Annotated in this window: 17 protein-coding genes and 1 riboswitch; of the genes, 9 read left to right on the forward strand and 8 right to left on the reverse strand. The window is 75.9% G+C overall.

All coding sequences use genetic code 11. From position 1 onward, the window contains the following. Positions 1-16 precede the first annotated feature (16 nt). Both IR158_RS00735 and IR158_RS00740 read right to left on the reverse strand, forming a co-directional pair. On the reverse strand, positions 17-1489 hold the full coding sequence (locus IR158_RS00735; RefSeq protein ID WP_291808184.1) for a multicopper oxidase domain-containing protein: 1473 nt from the start codon (positions 1487-1489) through the stop codon (positions 17-19). Beyond that, positions 1486-1896 carry a hypothetical protein gene (locus IR158_RS00740; protein WP_291808186.1) on the reverse strand — a complete coding sequence of 137 codons (411 nt, stop codon included), beginning with the start codon at positions 1894-1896 and terminating at the stop codon, positions 1486-1488. Before IR158_RS00740 ends, IR158_RS00735 begins: the two co-directional genes overlap by 4 nt. Positions 1897-2051: 155 nt before the next feature. Here IR158_RS00740 and IR158_RS00745 point away from each other — a divergent pair, with 155 nt between their 5' ends. Together IR158_RS00745 and IR158_RS00750 are read left to right on the forward strand one after the other, a co-directional pair. Next, positions 2052-3203 (forward strand): sensor histidine kinase, encoded by a 1152-nt coding sequence (locus tag IR158_RS00745; RefSeq protein WP_291808188.1) that lies wholly within the window; start codon positions 2052-2054, stop codon positions 3201-3203. Continuing rightward, the gene (locus IR158_RS00750; protein ID WP_291808190.1) at positions 3200-3862 is read left to right on the forward strand and encodes a response regulator transcription factor; all 663 of its coding nucleotides are present in this window, start codon (positions 3200-3202) and stop codon (positions 3860-3862) included. Before IR158_RS00745 ends, IR158_RS00750 begins: the two co-directional genes overlap by 4 nt. 2 nt (positions 3863-3864) lie before the next feature. Here IR158_RS00750 and IR158_RS00755 read toward each other — a convergent pair whose 3' ends face one another. Continuing rightward, the gene (locus tag IR158_RS00755) at positions 3865-4485 is read right to left on the reverse strand and encodes a class I SAM-dependent methyltransferase (RefSeq protein WP_291808193.1); all 621 of its coding nucleotides are present in this window, start codon (positions 4483-4485) and stop codon (positions 3865-3867) included. A gap of 36 nt (positions 4486-4521) precedes the next feature. Next, the gene (locus IR158_RS00760; protein ID WP_291808196.1) at positions 4522-5481 is read right to left on the reverse strand and encodes an NAD(P)/FAD-dependent oxidoreductase; all 960 of its coding nucleotides are present in this window, start codon (positions 5479-5481) and stop codon (positions 4522-4524) included. Between the two features lie 63 nt (positions 5482-5544). On the opposite strand from IR158_RS00760, the gene IR158_RS00765 reads away from it, so the two are divergent. After that, the gene (locus tag IR158_RS00765) at positions 5545-6132 is read left to right on the forward strand and encodes a helix-turn-helix domain-containing protein (protein ID WP_291808199.1); all 588 of its coding nucleotides are present in this window, start codon (positions 5545-5547) and stop codon (positions 6130-6132) included. Positions 6133-6141: 9 nt separating this feature from the next. Here the strand turns inward: IR158_RS00765 and IR158_RS00770 are convergent, their stop codons facing one another. Continuing rightward, on the reverse strand, positions 6142-7197 hold the full coding sequence (locus IR158_RS00770) for an AEC family transporter (RefSeq protein WP_291808202.1): 1056 nt from the start codon (positions 7195-7197) through the stop codon (positions 6142-6144). An 89-nt stretch (positions 7198-7286) separates the two neighbouring features. Between IR158_RS00770 and IR158_RS00775 the strand changes: the two genes are divergently transcribed. From IR158_RS00775 to IR158_RS00795, 5 genes are all read left to right on the forward strand, one after another. Beyond that, a complete protein-coding gene (locus IR158_RS00775) occupies positions 7287-7757 on the forward strand; it encodes an SRPBCC domain-containing protein (RefSeq protein WP_291808205.1) in 471 nt (156 codons plus the stop codon). Further along, positions 7754-8089, forward strand: a complete 336-nt coding sequence (locus IR158_RS00780) for a metalloregulator ArsR/SmtB family transcription factor (RefSeq protein WP_291808208.1) — start codon at positions 7754-7756, stop codon at positions 8087-8089. The genes IR158_RS00775 and IR158_RS00780 overlap by 4 nt, the downstream gene beginning before the upstream one ends. Before the next feature lie 134 nt (positions 8090-8223). Continuing rightward, positions 8224-8317, forward strand: a riboswitch (TPP riboswitch). Positions 8318-8459: 142 nt separating this feature from the next. Next, entirely contained in the window at positions 8460-9479 is a 1020-nt protein-coding gene (locus tag IR158_RS00785; protein WP_291808210.1) for an ABC transporter substrate-binding protein, read from the forward strand. Between the two features lie 26 nt (positions 9480-9505). After that, complete coding sequence (locus tag IR158_RS00790; protein ID WP_291808213.1) at positions 9506-10246, forward strand: ABC transporter permease; 741 nt, start codon at positions 9506-9508, stop codon at positions 10244-10246. Further along, positions 10239-11081 carry an ABC transporter ATP-binding protein gene (locus tag IR158_RS00795; RefSeq protein WP_291808216.1) on the forward strand — a complete coding sequence of 281 codons (843 nt, stop codon included), beginning with the start codon at positions 10239-10241 and terminating at the stop codon, positions 11079-11081. Before IR158_RS00790 ends, IR158_RS00795 begins: the two co-directional genes overlap by 8 nt. Here the strand turns inward: IR158_RS00795 and IR158_RS00800 are convergent. The 3 genes from IR158_RS00800 to IR158_RS00810 all read right to left on the reverse strand — a co-directional run bounded on the left by IR158_RS00800 (position 11050) and on the right by IR158_RS00810 (position 14185). After that, complete coding sequence (locus IR158_RS00800; protein WP_291808219.1) at positions 11050-11592, reverse strand: septum formation family protein; 543 nt, start codon at positions 11590-11592, stop codon at positions 11050-11052. The genes IR158_RS00795 and IR158_RS00800 overlap by 32 nt on opposite strands. Positions 11593-11693: 101 nt before the next feature. Then, positions 11694-13202: a mannitol dehydrogenase family protein gene (locus tag IR158_RS00805; RefSeq protein WP_291808222.1), complete on the reverse strand. Its 1509-nt coding sequence runs from the start codon at positions 13200-13202 to the stop codon at positions 11694-11696. Then, the gene (locus IR158_RS00810; protein WP_291808225.1) at positions 13199-14185 is read right to left on the reverse strand and encodes a LacI family DNA-binding transcriptional regulator; all 987 of its coding nucleotides are present in this window, start codon (positions 14183-14185) and stop codon (positions 13199-13201) included. The genes IR158_RS00805 and IR158_RS00810 overlap by 4 nt, the downstream gene beginning before the upstream one ends. 236 nt (positions 14186-14421) lie before the next feature. On the opposite strand from IR158_RS00810, the gene uxaC reads away from it, so the two are divergent. Next, complete coding sequence (gene uxaC, locus IR158_RS00815; RefSeq protein WP_291808228.1) at positions 14422-15876, forward strand: glucuronate isomerase; 1455 nt, start codon at positions 14422-14424, stop codon at positions 15874-15876. The last annotated feature ends 321 nt before the right edge of the window (positions 15877-16197 follow it).

Below are 16197 nucleotides of genomic sequence, written 5' to 3' on the forward strand. Positions count from 1 at the left end.
GGCCTGCCGGGGCGTCTCAGTGGTGGTCGTGCGGCGCCGGTGCCGCCGTGCCCCCGGGCTCGACGACGACGAGCTGACCCATGAGGCCCTCGTCCTCGTGCAGCAGCAGGTGGCAGTGGAACATGTACGGCGTGGTCGGGTCCGCGTGGTCCTCGAAGCGCATGACCAGCCGGTACGTGCGCCGCGGCTCGAGGTACACGGTGTCCTTCGCGCCCGCGAGCGCGGGCGGTGGTGCCTCGCCGTCGATGTCGAGGACCCGGAACTGCACGTCGTGGACGTGGAAGTTGTGGGGGAACAGGTCGAGGTTGCGGACCTCCCAGAGCTCGGTCGCGCCCTTCTCGACGGTCGCGTCGACGCGGTCCATGTCCATGCGCCGACCGTTGATCTGACGTCCCTGCAGGTCGAACGTGCGGGTCACGGTCGCCTCGGGCAGCGGCTCGAGCGTCGTGAGCGCGCCGGCGACGGGCGGCGACGGCGCCAGGTCCTGCGCGGCGCGCAGCTCCAGGACGTCGAACGTGTCGTTCGCCCCCATCGCGAACGCCGCGACGACGCGCCCCAGGTCCGGCGGGTACGACCGCAGGCGCACGCGCTCGCCCGGTGACACCGTCACCACGACCTCGGCGCGCTCACCGGGCGACAGCTGCACGCGCGTCGTCGGGACCGGCGCGGGCAGCAGCCCGCCGTCGCTGGCGACCTGCAGCACCTCGCGGTCGTCCGCGAACCCGAACGCGTACGTCCGCGCCGTGGACCCGTTGAGCAGCCGCAGCCGCACGCGCTGCGTCGTCGCCTCCAGGTAGGCGCCGCGCACGCCGTTGGCCGTCACGAGCGAGCCCAGGACGCCGAGCTCACCACCACCGCTCAGGTCGAGGTCGCCGTCCGCGTCGAGCTTGCGGTCCTGCACGACGACGGGGACGTCGTCCACGCCGTACTCGTCGGGCAGGCCGACGTCCGCCGCGGCCGGGTCGTCCAGCAGGAAGAACCCGGCGAGCCCGCGGTACACGTGCTCCTCGGTGCGGCCGTGCGGGTGCGGGTGGTACCAGAGGGTCGCGGCGGGCTGGTCGACGCGCCACGTCGGGCGCCAGGTCGCCCCGGGCTCGACGGGCTGGTGCGGCCCGCCGTCCATCGCGGCGGGCAGGTGCATGCCGTGCCAGTGCACGCTCGTCGCCTCGGGCAGCGTGTTGCGGACCTCGACCGCGACCTGCTCGCCGCGGGACGCCCGCAGGGTCGGGCCGAGCAGGTCGCCGTCGAACCCCCAGGTGGGGGTGTCGACGCCCGGCACGAACCGGGTGGTGCCCTCCTGCGCGGTGAGGCTGAACGTGCGCGTCCCGTCGGCGTCGACGGTCGACGGCGCGAGCGGCGGCACGGGCAGCGGGGCGTCGAACGTCTCGGGCACGTCGACGCGCGACACGGACACGCCGCCGCAGGCCGACAGCCCCGCGACGACCAGGGCCACCACGGCGACGCCGGCCGCGGCGCGGGACCTGATCACGGCTGTCGCCCCCGCAGCTGCTGCACGCCGCTGCCGAGCAGTCCGGCGCCCGCACCGAGCAGGGCGCACCACGTGAGCTCCCAGCCGGCCGCGAACAGCACGACGGGCGTCGGGCGCGGCTCGCGGCCGAACGCCAGGGACAGCGCCACCAGGACGGCGCCGTACAGCAGCCCCGCGAGGGTGCCGGTGAGCACGGGCCGGGGCGCGTCGAGCAGCCCGAGCACGGCGACCCACGTGAGCGCCGTGACGGGCAGGACGACCGCCGCGAGGGTCAGGTCCGACAGGCCGACGGCACCCAGGACGGGCCACAGCGCGACCGTCGCGGCGAGCGCGACGACGAGTCGGCCGCGGACGCGCCGGGCAGGCGTGCGCGGAACGGATGTGCTGGTCAGAGGCATGTTCTCCATGTCGCACGACGCTAGGCACGGGGGCCGGCGGGCGAATCCGTCACGTGTCGCCGGCTGCGGACGTCGCCGGTCGACGCGGGGGTCGGCACCAGGCGACCGCGGGAGTCGACCGCTCGGGGATGTCCCCCAGCGCGCCGTGTTCCTACGCTCGGGGTGTGAGACCCCCACCTGCAGGGACGCGCGCCACCGACGTCGGGCTCGCCGTCGGGACCGTCGCGGTCGTCGCACTGACCATCGGCTCCGGCGTCGCGGCCGAGCGGGCGACGTCGCCGGTCGCCTACGTGTTCGCGCTGGGCTTCGGTGCCGTGCTCCTGGCGCGTCGGCGGTGGCCCGTGGCCGTCCTGGTCGTCACCGTGCTCGGGATCTTCGCGTACTACGCGCTGGGCTTCCCGGCGATCGGTCAGGCGCTGCCCGCCGCTGCGGCGCTGTACTCGGCCGCGGAGCTCGGGCGCACCCGCGCCGCGCTCGCGGTCGGCACGGTGCTCGTCGGGGTCGCGGCGTACTTCCGCATCACCGAGGGTCTGCCCGCCACGTACCTGCTGAGCTACGAGCTGCTGACGAACGTCGCGCTCGTGGCGGCGGCGGTCGCGCTGGGGGTGAGCGTGCGGGTGCGCCGCGAGGCGCGGGCCGACCAGGAGCGGCTGCGCGTCGCCGCGCTGGCCGAGCAGGCCGCCGAGGCCGAGCGGCGGCTCGAGGCGCAGCGCGTGCGCATCGCGCGGGACCTGCACGACAGCATCGGGCACACGGTGTCCGTCATCGCCGTCCACGCGGGCGTCGCCGCCGAGGCCGTCGGGCGGGACGACGCCCTGGTGGCGTCGTCGCTCGCGCAGGTGCGCGACGCGACGCGCTCGACGCTGCGCGAGCTGCGCGCCACCGTGCGGCTGCTGCGCACCACGGGGGACGATCCCGCGCGTGGCGCGGTCGGGGTCGCGGGCGTGCCGGCCCTCGCGGCGTCCGCGGGCGCGGCGGGGCTGGACGTCGACGTGCGGCTCGACGTGCCCGACGGCGCCCTCGACGGCGCGATCGGCGCGGCCGCGTACCGGATCGTGCAGGAGGCGCTGACGAACGTGCTGCGGCACGCGGGCGCGGGGAGCGTGGACGTCGAGGTGCGCGTCGCCGACGGGTGGCTCGACCTGCGGGTGCGTGACGACGGCGCCGGCCCGGGCGAGGGTGCGTCGGGCGACGGCCAGGGGCTGCGCGGCATGGCCGAGCGGGCGGGCCTGCTGGGCGGGACGCTGACGTCGGGACCCGCTGACGGCGGCGGCTTCGTCGTGCAGGCCCGGCTGCCTGCGAGGCTCGGCGCATGATCACCGTCGTGCTGGTCGACGACCAGGAGCTGCTGCGCGCGGGCCTGCGCAGCCTCGTCGAGCGCGACGGCGACATCCGCGTCGTCGGGGACGCCGCCACCGGGCGCCAGGGCGTCGCGCGCGTGCGCGAGCTGCGGCCCGACGTCGTCCTCATGGACGTCCGCATGCCCGACCTCGACGGCATCGAGGCGACGCGCGCGATCGTCGCCGACCCCGCGCTGGTCGACGTCGCCGTGCTCGTGCTCACGACGTTCGACGAGGACGAGAACGTGTTCGCCGCGATCCGCGCGGGCGCCGCCGGGTTCCTGCTCAAGGACGTCGCCCCGGACGAGCTGCGCCAGGCGGTCCGCACGGTCGCCGCGGGCGAGGCGCTGCTGGACCCGGCGGTCACGCGGCGCGTCATGCGGGCCGCCGCCGCGACGCCGCCGCCGAGCGACGCGTCCCGCCTGTCCGTGCTCACCGAGCGGGAGCGCGAGGTGCTCCGCGAGGTCGGCCGGGGCCGGTCCAACCAGGAGATCGCCGCGCGCCTGTACCTGAGCCCCGCGACCGCGCGCACCTACGTCAGCCGCCTGCTCACCAAGCTCGACGCGCGCGACCGCTCGCAGCTCGTGGTCCTCGCGTACGAGACGGGCCTGGTGGGCGGGAGCGCGACGCCCTGACGTCAGCGGCGGCGCGCCACCAGGACAGCGTCGCGGACCGGGACGTCGACGCCGTCGTGCCGGTGCGTGCGCTCGACGACCCGCGCCTCGATCGTGCGCCACTGCGTCGGGTCGAGGTCGGCGCCGACCTGCTCGGCCGTGTGGCCCAGCCGCGCGAGGTGGGGCCGTGGCACGGGGCCGTCCACGTCCGACGGGTCGTGCCCGACGACGAGCAGCGTGCCGCCCGGCGCGACCGCGTCGGCGAGCCACGCCCAGCCGCGACCGCCCTCGGCGTGCAGGTAGTGCGACGTCACCAGGTCGTAGCGTCCCGGGGGTGTCCACGTGCGCAGGTCCGCCTGCTGCCACGTGACGTCGAGGCCGCGTGCGGCGGCCTGCGCGGCGCCCCGGTCCAGTGCCGTCTGCGAGGCGTCGACGGCCGTGACGCGCCACCCCCGCTCGGCGAGCCACAGCGCGTCGGCGCCCTCACCGGCTCCCGCGTCCAGGGCTGTCCCCGGGGTCAGGTCGGCCGCGACCTGGGCGAGCGTCGGGTTCACGTGCCCGCTCCACACGCGGTCGAGTGTCCGGTAGCGGTCCTCCCACCACGCCGGGTCGAGCTCCTCGGTGCTGCTGGTGTCGTCGGTCATGACGGGCTCCTCACGTGAGGTGTCGCGGTGGTGGGGTCAGGCACGGGCGGCGGCGAGGTCGGCCGCGACGAGCGACATGTTGACCTGCGCCCCCACGGCCGAGCCGACCGCGATGCTCGACGCGAGCGCGTGCTGCGGCCCGGTGACGTTGCCCGCGGCCCACACGCCGGGCACGGACGTCGCGCCCGCGCTGTCCACCGTCACGCCGCGGCCCAGGTCCTCGTCCGGCGCGCCGACGGGCTCCGTCGCGATCCCCAGCCCGTCGACGACCGCGTCGGCCAGGACCGCCCGCGGCGCGACGAACACCGCGTCGCACGGGACGGTCGTGCCGTCGGCGAGCAGCAGACCGGTGAGCGCGTCGCCGTCGACGCGGACGCCCGTGACGCGTCCGGCCACGACCCGCACGCCGCGGGCCGCCAGGTCGGCGCGCTCGTCGTCGTCCGGGTCGAGGGCGTCGTGCAGGACGACCGTCACGTCGTCGCTCAGCTGACGGACCAGCAGGGCGCGGTGCACGGCCGAGGACCCCGACGCGAGGACCGCGAGCGTGCGGTCCCGCACCTCCCAGCCGTGGCAGTACGGGCAGTGCAGGACGTCGCGCCCCCAGCGCTCGCGCAGGCCCGGGACGTCCGGCAGCTCGTCGCGCAGGCCGGAGGCCAGGACGAGCCGGCGCGCACGGTGCGTGGCACCGTCGTCGGTGCGCACCTCGAACGCCGGTTCGTCGCCCGGCAGGCGGCGGGCGTCGACGACGCGGGTCGTCACGACCTCCACGCCGTACCGCTGGACCTCGTCGCGGCCTGCCGCGAGGATCTTGCTGGGCGGGGTGTCGTCGTGGGTGAGCAGGTTGTGCGCGCGGGCCGCGACCGCGTTGCGCGGCTCGCCCGCGTCGAGGACGCGCACGCTGCGGCGGGACCGGCCGAGGCACAGCGCGGCGGACAGCCCGGCGGCACCGCCACCGAGCACGAGGACGTCGACGGGGGGGAGGGGCTCCGTGGTCATGCACCGAGCGTGCGGTGCGGGCGTCGGCTTGACAAGTGGAGTTGCCGGGACGGCAAATGAGGCATGGTCGAACTGGATGCGGTGCTCGGCACGGTCGGTCCCCGGCTGCGGTCGCTGCGGGAGCACCGGGAGGCGACGCTCGCCGACGTCGCCGCCGTCACCGGCATCTCGGTCAGCACCCTGTCCCGCCTGGAGTCGGGGCTGCGGCGTCCCACGCTCGAGCTGCTGCTGCCGCTCGCGCGCTTCCACGAGGTGACGCTCGACGAGCTCGTCGAGGTGCCCGCGGGGGACGACCCGCGCGTCGTGCCGCACCCCACCGTGCGCCACGGCGTGACGTACGTGCCGCTGACCCGGCGCACCGAGGGGCCGCGCGCCTACCGGCTGGTCTACCCGCCGCGGACGCCCGCCGAGGTCGGCGAGCCGCGCGTGCACGACGGCTACGAGTGGCTCTACGTGCTCAGCGGCACGCTTCGCCTCGTCCTGGGCGGCCGGTCGCTCGACCTCGTCGCGGGGGAGGCCGCCGAGTTCGACACCCGCGTCCCGCACTGGCTCGGCAACGTGTCCGACGGCCCGGTCGAGGTGCTGGCCCTCTACGGCCCCCAGGGTGAGCGCATGCACGTCCGCGCGCGCCCCCGTCGTCGTGACGCCTGACCGCAGCGGTCAGCCGAGCGTCGCCGCGACCACCAGCAGCACCGGGACGCACAGCACGGTCGTGACCAGGCCGGCGTCCCGCGCGAGCGCCTCGCCGTGGCGGTACTGCATCGCGTAGACCAGGACGTTCTGCGCCGTCGGCAGGGCGGCCATCGCGACGACCGCGAGCAGCGCGGGCGCGGGCAGCCCCAGGGCCGTCCCCACACCCCACGTCAGCACGGGCTGGACGACCGACCGCAGCCCGACGGCCAGCGCGAGGTCCCGCCGCGGCGCGGCGCCGCCGGGTGTGCGCGGGACGGCGAGCGACATGCCGAACGTCAGCAGTGCGAGCGGTGCCGCGGACGCGCCGACCAGCGCGAACGGCTCGAACACCACCTCGGGGAGTGACCAGGGCAGCGCCGCGAGCACCAGGCCGGTGAGCGTCGCGACGATGATCGGGTTGGTGAGCGTGCGACGCGCGACCGCCTCGACGCGCAGGGCGAGCGGCGCCCGGGCCCGGGGGAGGGAGGGGTCGTCCGCGCCGGCGGGCCGGTCGAGGACCGCGAACGCGACGGGCGCCAGCACGAGCAGCTGGAACAGCAGGGTCGGGACGACGGCGACGGGGTCGTCGAGCAGGTACACCGCCAGCGGCAGGCCGATGTTGCCGGCGTTGACGTACGACGAGCTGAGCGTGCCGATCGTGACGTCGGCCGCGGGGCGTCGCCACGCGACCCGCAGGACCACGACCGCCAGTGCCGCGACCAGTGCCGTGCTCAGCCACGTGACCAGCGCCGTGCGCGACACCAGCACGTGCAGGTCGGCGTGCGCGACCGTGGAGAGCAGCAGCGCGGGAGCCGCGACCGCGAACACGACGCGGGCGAGCACCGGTGCCGCGCGCTCGCCCAGCACGCGGTGGCGTCCCAGCACCCAGCCGAGGGCGACGACGGCGCCCATGGTGCCCAGCGCGACGAGGACGGCGGACATCAGCGTGTCCGTGTGGCCGGCGGCGGCGCGGACGTCGAGGCGCTCGCTGTCACGCGCCGATCCTCGCACGGGCGTCCCGGACTCCAGTGCCGCCTGCGCCACCGAGCATCTCGCTGCAACCAAAGGGTTGCACTGCGCCGGGACCGGTGGCACGATCTACTGCAACATAACAGTTGCACAAGGAGGCTGCCATGACCGAGCACCAGACCACCGCCCTCGTCGACGACGCCACATCGACCGTGACCCGCACGGTCCGCGTCGACGCCCCGCCCGCCCGCGTCTTCGAGGTCCTCACGCGCGAGGACCTCGTCGCGCAGTGGTTCGGCCAGCGAGCCTCGCTGCCGGACCTGCGCGTCGGGGCCACCGGCACCCTCGGGTGGGACGGTCAGGACGACGTGCCCGTGCGGATCGAGGCGTGCGACCCGCCCCGCCGCTTCGCGTTCTCGTGGCCCGGCTGCGGCGGGGACCTGACGGACGACACCGCCCTGACCGCGACCTTCACGCTCGAGGCCGACGGCACCGGGACGCTGCTCACGGTCGTCGAGACCGGGTTCGACAAGCTCGGCGACGAGCGGCTGCGCCAGCTCGCGGACCACCGCGACGGCTGGACGTCCGAGCTCGACGAGCTCGTGCGGCTGGTGCGCGACGAGGTCGCGGCGTGACGTCCGCGACCGGCACGACCGACGTGGTCGCGGTGTGCGCCGCCCTCGGTGACGAGACGCGGTGGCAGGTGCTCAGCGAGGTCGGTCGCGGGGAGGCGTCGGCGTCGGCGCTGGCCGAGCGGCTGCCGGTGACGCGGCAGGCGATCGCCAAGCACCTCGCCGTGCTGGCCGAGGTGGGTCTCGTCGAGCCCGTGCGCGCCGGACGTGAGGTGCGCTACCGCGCCGTCGGTGCGCGCCTCGGCCTGCTCGCGCGGACGCTCGAGGCCGTCGGCGCGCGCTGGGACGAGCGCCTGGCCGCGATCGCACGTCTCGCGGAGTCCCCGGCGCCCTGACCGCGTCACCCGTCACCCGCCACCCACCGCCGAGCGCGGACCGTCCGAGGTCCGCGCTCGGCGGCGTGCCGGGCACCCGGACCACAGTGCGGACGACCACCCGGGGCCGTGCGACGCGCGCGTAGCGTCACAGGCGTCGTGACACGGGGTGCCGCACCAGCGGCTGAGATCACACCCGTCGAACCTGATCTAGGTCGCACTAGCGAAGGGATGTCGCGCATGTCTCCCATGCGTCCACCGCTGCACGCCCACCCGCACCGTCGCCGGGGGCGTCTCACCCCCTGACGTCGACGCGTCCACCGCGCGTCGCCCCGCAGGCCCACCGGTCGCCCACGCGTCCGGCGATCGCGCACGCCCTCCTGGAGACCCCATGACCCGCCGCCGCCTCGCGCTCGCCACCGCCCTGCTCGCCGCCGCGCTCCTGCCCGCCGCCTGTGCCGACGGCGCGGCCACCGCCGCCGACCGTCCCGTCGTCCGGTTCGCGCTCGACTGGACGCCCAACACCAACCACACCGGCCTGGAGGTCGCGCTCGCCCAGGGCTGGTTCGACGACGCGGGCCTCGACGTCCAGGTGCTGCCGTACACCGACGTCCAGCCGGACGCACTGATCGACGCCGGCGCCGCCGAGGCGGGCATCAGCTTCCACGGCGACTCGGTGCTCGCCCAGGCGGCCGGCGCCGACGTGGTCGCGGTGCTCGCGCCGCTGCAGCACTGGGCCTCGGCCATCGCGGTGCGCGCCGACGACGCGACGATCACGCGCCCGCGGGACCTCGACGGGCGGGTCTACGCCGGGTTCGGCGGCCCGGCGGAGGTGCCGCTGCTGCAGGCGGTGATCCGCGCCGACGGCGGGCGCGGCGACGTGACGGCCGTGACCCTGGGGACCAGCGCCTACGCCGCCCTGTACGCGGGCGAGGCGGACGTCGCGATCCCGTTCGTCGCGTGGGAGGGGCTCGAGGCGCAGCGGGCCGGCACACCGCTGCGCTACTTCCGGTACACGGACTACGGGTTCCCCGACGCGTACGCGGTGCTGGTCGACGCCCGCCGCTCCTGGGTGGCCGACGAGCCGGAGGTCGCCGCCGCGTTCGTCGACGCCCTGGGGCGCGGCTACGAGTACGCCGCCGACCACCCCGACGAGGCCGCGGAGCTGCTGGTCGCCGCGCACCCCGACGCGTTCGCGGACCCCGGCATGGTCGTCGAGAGCCAGCGCCTGCTGGCGGCGGAGTACATGCGCGCCGCCGACGGCACCGTCGGCGGCATCGAGACCGCGCAGCTCGCCGGCTACGGCGACTTCCTGCTCGAGCAGGGGCTGCTGGCCGGACCGGACGGGGAGGTCCTGACGACCCGGCCCGACTGGTCGACCTTCCACGTCGACCTCGGCGGCGCGCCGTGACGGACGTGCCAGGGCGGGTGCTCCCCGTGGGTGTGGGCGTCCTCGCGCTGCTGGGCGTCTGGCAGGTGGTCGTCGCGACGGGCGACGTCGCACCGCGCCTCCTGCCGTCCCCGGCCCGGGTCGCGCAGCAGGCGTGGACGCACCGGGACGCCCTCGCGGGCCACGCGGGCGCGACGCTCACCGTGGCGCTGGTCGGGTTCGCGGTGTCGGTGGCGGTCGCGGGGGTGCTGGCCGTCACGCTCGACCGGCTGCCTCGCCTGCGGACGGGTGTGGTGCCGCTGCTCGTGGCGTCGCAGACCGTGCCCGTGCTGGTCGTCGCGCCGCTGCTCGTCCTGTGGTTCGGGTTCGGGCTCGCGCCCAAGGTGCTGGTCGTGACGCTCGTGACGTTCTTCCCCGTCGCGCTGGGCCTCGTCGAGGGGTTCGCGGCGGCCGGGCCCGGTGCGTCGGCGCTGCTGGCGACGATGGGTGCGAGCCGGTGGCAGGAGTTCGCGCACGTGCGGCTGCCCGCCGCGATGCCCCGGTTCTTCACGGCACTGCGGATCGGCGTCACGTACGCGGTGGTCGGGGCTGTCGTCGCGGAGTACGCGGGGGCCGTGCAGGGCCTCGGGACGTACATGACGATGCAGCGCGCCGCGTTCCGCACCGACCTGGTGCTGGCCGCCGTCGGGGCGTGCGCCGCGCTCACCCTGGCGCTGTACGCGCTGACCTGCGGGATCGAGCGCGTCGTCGTGCCGTGGGCGCGACCGCGGCGGGTGCGTCGTGCCTGACGCGCTGCTGCAGGTCCGCGACGTGCACCTCGCGCTGCCGGCCGCCGACGGGCCGCGGCCGGTGCTCTCCGGCGTCGACCTGGCGGTGCCCCGGGGGTCGTTCACGTGCGTCGTCGGGCCGTCCGGGTGCGGCAAGAGCACGCTGCTCGGGGTCGTCGCGGGCCTGCGTCGCCCCGACCGCGGGCAGGTGCTGCTCGACGGCCGCGACGTCACCGGTGCGCCGGGCCGGGCCGCGTGGATGGCGCAGGACGACCTGCTGCTCGAGTGGCGCACGGTCCTCGACAACGTCGCCCTCGGGCTCGAGGTGCAGGGCGTGCGCCGCCGCGAGGCGCGCGACCGCGTGCGCGACCTGCTCGTGGAGTTCGGGCTGGCCGACCACGCCGACGCGCGCCCCTCGGAGCTGTCGGGTGGCCTGCGGCAGCGCGCCGCGCTCGCGCGGACGGTCGCGCAGGGGCGCGACCTGCTGCTGCTCGACGAGCCGTTCGGCGCGCTCGACGCCCTGACGCGGCTGCACCTGCAGCGCTGGCTCGCGGCGACGTGGGCGGAGCACCGCTGGACCGTCGTCATGGTGACGCACGACGTGCGCGAGGCCGTGACCCTCGCCGACCAGGTCGTCCGCCTGTCCGGGCAGCCGGCCCGCGTCGCGGCCCGTCACCCGGTGGGCGACCCGCGCCCGCGGCACCCGGCGGCGCTCGGGCCCGTCGCCCGGCGTGTGGAGCACGAGGTGCTGACCGGTCTGGGCGTCGGGGTCGTGCCGGACCCGCTGCTCTCCCGGACGGGGTGTCCGGGAGAGCAGCCGGGGGTCACAGAGCGGAGTTCTGCATGGACCCCGTGAAGCCGCCCTCGGGGTGCGTGACGAGGCACTGGACGACGTCGTCCCCCTGCTCCCAGCTCTCCTCGGTGGGGGTGAAGGGCACGAAGTCGAGCGTCGACTCCTCGTACGACGTGCCGACGAAGCCCGCGAAGGCGTCGTAGCAGAACGTCTCGGCGACCGACGGCGTCTCGGTGTCTGCGGCCTCCCGCAGGGCGAGGTCGGCCTGGAACTGCTCCTCGGTCAGGGTGGTCTCGGCGTAGATCTCGGCGTCGTGCGGGTCGGCGCAGGGCACGGTCCGCACGGAGTCGAACTCGGTGGCCTCGGAGAGGGCGGCGTAGTCGATGCAGTCGCCGACCTGGAGCGAGAAGGCGTCGGCCTCGGCCGCCTCGGTGATCTCGCCGCCCGGCTCGTCGCGCTGGGCCTCCTCGGTGCCGCCGAGGGCGGAGTCGAGCGCGGAGCAACCGGTGAGCGCCGCAGCGAGGGCGAGGGCCAGGACAGGAGCGGTCAGCAGACCGCGGGTTCGTGTGTTCACGCGGAGAAGTGAAGCAGCGTCCCCCGTCCGGGTGACACCGTTTTGCCCACATTTCGGTAACGATGCGCCGGGACGTCAGGCGCCCGCCCCGGGGGCCGCCGTCACCGGGTGGCAGGGACGGGGGCCAGGCCCCGCACGGCGCTGGTCACCGCGTCCCGGAACGCCGCCGAGGACGCGACCGGCCCGGGGAACACCTCGTCGATCGCGAACAGCCGCCCGACGGGGTCCGGCGCGGCGACCGCCTCGGCCAGCCGCGCGGCCATCGGGTCGTCGAGCACCACGCGGCGGCCGGCCACGACCAGGTCACCCGCGACCGCGGCCTGCACGTACGCCACCCACCCGGCGAGCGCGTGCGCCGCGGCGTGCGGCACGACGCCCGCGGCGAGCCGGTCGGCGACCGTCCCCAGCAGCCGCTGCGGCAGCTTCTGCGACCCGTCCATCGCGACCTGCACGGTCGTGTGCCCGGTGCGCGGGTTGGCGAACCGGTCCAGCACCTCGTCGCGGTACGCGCGCAGGTCCAGGCCCTCCGGCGCGACGAGCGTCGGTAGCACGTCCTCGTCGACGAGCGAGCGCGCGAGCGACTCCAGGTCGGGGTCGGCGACGGCCTCGGCGATGGTCGCGTGCCCGCGCAGGGCGCCGTGGTACGCCAGCGCGGAGTGCGTCGCGTTGAGGATCCGCAGCTTGGCGCGCTCGAACGGTGCGACGTCCTGCGTCAGCGTCGCACCCGCGAGCTCCCACGCGGGACGCGGCCCGGCGAACGAGTCCTCGACGACCCACTGGAAGAACGGCTCGCCCGCGACGAGGCCGGCGTCGCGCAGGCCCAGCATGGCGGCCGCCTCCGCGCGGTGCGCGTCGGTGGTCGCGGGCACGATCCGGTCGACCATGGTCGACGGGAAGCGCACGGACGACGCGACCCACGCGGCCACGTCGTCCGCACCCGGCACCGCTGCCAGCGCCTGCCCGACCAGGCGCGCGAGCACCGCGCCGTTGTCGCCGAGGTTGTCGCAGGGCACCACGGTCAGCGGCGCACGGGACGTCCGGTACCGCCGGACCAGCCCGCGCACGAGCATCCCGATCGGCGTGAGCGTCGCGGCCTCGTCGTCGCGGACGAGCTCACTCGCCGCCGACCCCAGGTCGGCCGCCACGTCGTGCGCGGCCGTGTCGAGCCGGCCGTCGGCCGCGCGGCGGTAGCCCTTCTCCGTCACCGTCAGCGTCACGACGTGGGTCGTGGGCGCCGCGATCGTGGCGAGCACGAGGGGGGTGTCCCGGCCCGGGTAGGCGACGGCCCGCACGGCACCGACCACGCGCAGCGACGTGGTCCGCGCGCCGGTGGTCAGCACGCCGTACAGGCCGTCCTGCGGACCGAGCTGGTCGACCACCCGCGGGCTGCGCTGCGTCACGCCGAGCAGGCCCCAGCCCGTCTCGCCCGTCGTCGCCGCCGCGTCCTCGGTGCACACGGCCTGGTGCGCGCGGTGGAACGCGCCGATGCCGAGGTGCACCTGGCCCACGGTCAGCGCGTCGGGGTCCACGGCCGGGCCCTGCACCCCGTCGGGCAGGCCGTGCGCGACGCGGTCCGCCCACGTGGTGGCGGACAGGCGGGGCAGGGTCATCGGGGCTCCGGGGGGTGGGGAGGGGGTGCGGTGGTGCCGCGGACCACGAGCTCGACGGGCAGGAGGGTGGTCGGCGCGTCCGGGGTGTGCGGGCCCAGCAGCAGGTCGACGGCGGTGCGGCCCAGGCGTGCGAGCGGCATCGCCACCGTCGTGAGCGCGGGGGTGACGAGGGTCGCGACCGGGACGTCGTCGAACCCGACGACCGACACGTCGTCGGGCACCCGCAGGCCGCGCGCGCGCAGCCGGTCGACGATGCCGAGGGCCATGAGGTCGTTGTGCGCGAGCACGGCCGTCGCCCCGCTCGCGACGACGAGGTCGGCGGCGCCGACGCCCCCGGCGAACGCCGGCGGGTGCGCCCCGAGGTCGATCAGCTGGACGTCGAGGTCCAGGGCCTCGAGCCCGTCGCGGCGGCGGGCGTCGGACCACGAGCCCGCCGGGCCTCCCGCGTACGCGACCCGGCGGTGACCGAGCGCGTGCAGGTGGCGCACCGCCTGCCGGACGCCGCCGCGGTTGTCGACGGCCACCGACGGGAGCCCCGCGCCCTCCCGGTTGACGAGCAGCACCGGCCGGCCCCCGGCGGCCACGGACGCGAGGTCGTCGTCCGACATCCGCGGCGAGCACAGCAGGACGCCGTCGGCCTGCGCTCCCAGCTGACCGACGAGCTCGGCCTCCAGCAGCGGGTCCTCCTCGGCGTCGGCGACCACGACCGCGTGCCCCGACGCCCGGGCGCGGGACTGGACGGCCTTGGCGACGGCGGCGAAGAAGGGGTTCTCCAGGTCCGGCACGACGAGGCAGAGGTACCCGCTGCGACCGGTGATGAGCTCGCGCGCGGCCCGGTTGGGGCGGTAGCCGAGCTCGCGTGCGACACGGCGCACCGCTTCGCGCCGCTCGGGCGCGACGAGGTCCGGGGCGGACAGCGCCCGCGAGGCGGTCGCGGCGGAGACGCCGGCGGCACGTGCGACGTCGCGCAGCGTGACGGCCATCGGAGCTCCTGTCGACGTCGGGACGCGTCCGGGCGGCGGCACCGGCGGGCAGACGATGAAACCGATTTCATCATGGCGTGCCGCCCGGGCGCAATGTGCCCGGATCGTCCTTGCATCCGCCCTGAACGGGTGGCAGGGTCTGCCTGCAAACGTATTCACCGTGGTGGGCGACCCCCGTCGTCCGCACCGCGGCAGCGCGCCGCAGCGCCGCCGTGGCCCGGCGCTGGAGGATCCCCATGCCCGACCCCGCAGCCGCTGCTCCCCGCTGGGCGCTGCACCCCGACCGTGCCCTGCCGGCCGACCCGGTGACCCGCCCGGTCGCACGGCAGATCCTCGACGCGACGCGTGACCTGCCGATCGTGTCGATGCACGGTCACGTCGACGCCGGCGTGCTGGCGCGGGACGAGCGGTTCGACGACCCCGCCTCGCTGCTCGTCGTGCCGGACCACTACCTCGTGCGCATGCTGGTCTCCCAGGGCGTCCCGCACGAGGCTCTCGGCCTGCCGCGCCGCGACGGCGGCGCGGTGCAGAGCGACCCGCGAGAGATCTGGCGGACGTTCGCGTCGCACTGGCACCTCTTCCGCGGGACGCCCACGCGGTTCTGGATGGAGCACGTGCTGGTCGAGGTGCTCGGCGTGACCGAGCGGTTGTCCGCCGCCACGGCTGACGCCGCGTACGACACGATCGCCGAGCGCCTCGCCGAGCCGGGCTTCCGGCCGCTCGCGCTGCTCGACCGGTTCGGCATCGAGATCATCGCGACCACCGATCCCGCGTCCGCCGACCTGGCCGACCACGCCGACCTCGCCGCTCGCGGCTGGGGCGAGCGGATCGTCCCCACGTTCCGCCCGGACGCGGTGCTGCACGTCGACCGGCGGGGCTGGGCCGACGACGTCGCGCTGCTGGGGGAGCGCGCGGGTGTGCCGATCAGCTCCTACCGCGACTTCCTGCGGGCGCTGGAGGCGCGGCGCTGGGCCTTCGTCGACGCGGGTGCGCGCGCGACCGACCACGGTCACGTGCTCGCGGACACGACGCCGATGGCGGAGACCGACGCGACCGCCGTGTTCGCGTCCGCGCTGCGCGGTGACGTCGACCCGGCCGCGGCGCGCGCGTTCTCCGCCCACATGCTGTTCGAGATGGCGCGCATGTCCACGCAGGACGGCCTGGTCATGCAGCTTCACCCCGGGGCGCTGCGCGACCACGACCCGCACGTGGCGGCGACGCTCGGGCACGACGTGGGGTACGACATCCCGGTCGCCACGGAGTACGTGAAGGCGCTGCGTCCGCTGCTGTCCGCCTTCGGCCACCACCCGGACCTGCGCCTCGTGCTCTTCACGCTCGACGAGGACACGTTCAGCCGCGAGCTCGCGCCGCTGGCGGGCGTGTACCCGGCGGTGCGGCTGGGTGCACCGTGGTGGTTCCTCGACAGCCCCGACGGCATGCGGCGGTTCCGCGAGGCCGTCACCGACACCGCGGGGTTCGCCAACACCACGGGCTTCGTCGACGACACCCGCGCGTTCCTCTCGATCCCGGCGCGGCACGACCTGTCGCGACGCATCGACGCGGGCTTCCTCGCGCGGCTCGTCGTCGAGCACCGGCTCGACCTCGACGAGGCCCTGGAGACCGCCGTCGACCTGGCCTACGGCCTCCCCCGCGCCGCCTACGCCCGCCAGACCACCCCCGCAGGTGCGTGAGAGTGCGATCCAGTCCCCCCAGGTGCGTGAGAGTGCGATCCAGTCCCCCCTGAGAGCGCGCGAGAGTGCAATCCAGTCCCCCAGGGGTGCGTGAGAGTGCAATCCAGTCACCCCTGAGGTGCGCGAGGGTGCGATCCAGTCGCACCCCAGGTGCGTGAGAGTGCGATCCAGTCACCGCCCAGGTGCGTGAGGGTGCGATCCAGTCACCCCCCAGGTGCGCGAGAGTGCGATCCAGTCACCGCCCAGGTGCGTGAAGGTGCGATCCAGTCACGACGGGGTGACTGGATTGCACTCTCACGCCAGGAGGGGGAGGGGCGGAGG

It is taken from the genome of Cellulomonas sp. (assembly GCF_015234515.1).
GTDB lineage: Bacteria > Actinomycetota > Actinomycetes > Actinomycetales > Cellulomonadaceae > Cellulomonas.

Excerpts from the sequence above, each read along its gene's own strand:
- IR158_RS00740 (WP_291808186.1), bottom strand. The coding sequence starts at position 1,896 with ATGGAGAACATGCCTCTGACCAGCACATCCGTTCCGCGCACGCCTGCC.
- IR158_RS00750 (WP_291808190.1), top strand. The coding sequence starts at position 3,200 with ATGATCACCGTCGTGCTGGTCGACGACCAGGAGCTGCTGCGCGCGGGC.
- IR158_RS00755 (WP_291808193.1), bottom strand. The coding sequence starts at position 4,485 with ATGACCGACGACACCAGCAGCACCGAGGAGCTCGACCCGGCGTGGTGG.
- IR158_RS00760 (WP_291808196.1), bottom strand. The coding sequence starts at position 5,481 with ATGACCACGGAGCCCCTCCCCCCCGTCGACGTCCTCGTGCTCGGTGGC.
- IR158_RS00765 (WP_291808199.1), top strand. The coding sequence starts at position 5,545 with ATGGTCGAACTGGATGCGGTGCTCGGCACGGTCGGTCCCCGGCTGCGG.
- IR158_RS00775 (WP_291808205.1), top strand. The coding sequence starts at position 7,287 with ATGACCGAGCACCAGACCACCGCCCTCGTCGACGACGCCACATCGACC.
- IR158_RS00785 (WP_291808210.1), top strand. The coding sequence starts at position 8,460 with ATGACCCGCCGCCGCCTCGCGCTCGCCACCGCCCTGCTCGCCGCCGCG.
- IR158_RS00805 (WP_291808222.1), bottom strand. The coding sequence starts at position 13,202 with ATGACCCTGCCCCGCCTGTCCGCCACCACGTGGGCGGACCGCGTCGCG.
- IR158_RS00810 (WP_291808225.1), bottom strand. The coding sequence starts at position 14,185 with ATGGCCGTCACGCTGCGCGACGTCGCACGTGCCGCCGGCGTCTCCGCC.
- uxaC (WP_291808228.1), top strand. The coding sequence starts at position 14,422 with ATGCCCGACCCCGCAGCCGCTGCTCCCCGCTGGGCGCTGCACCCCGAC.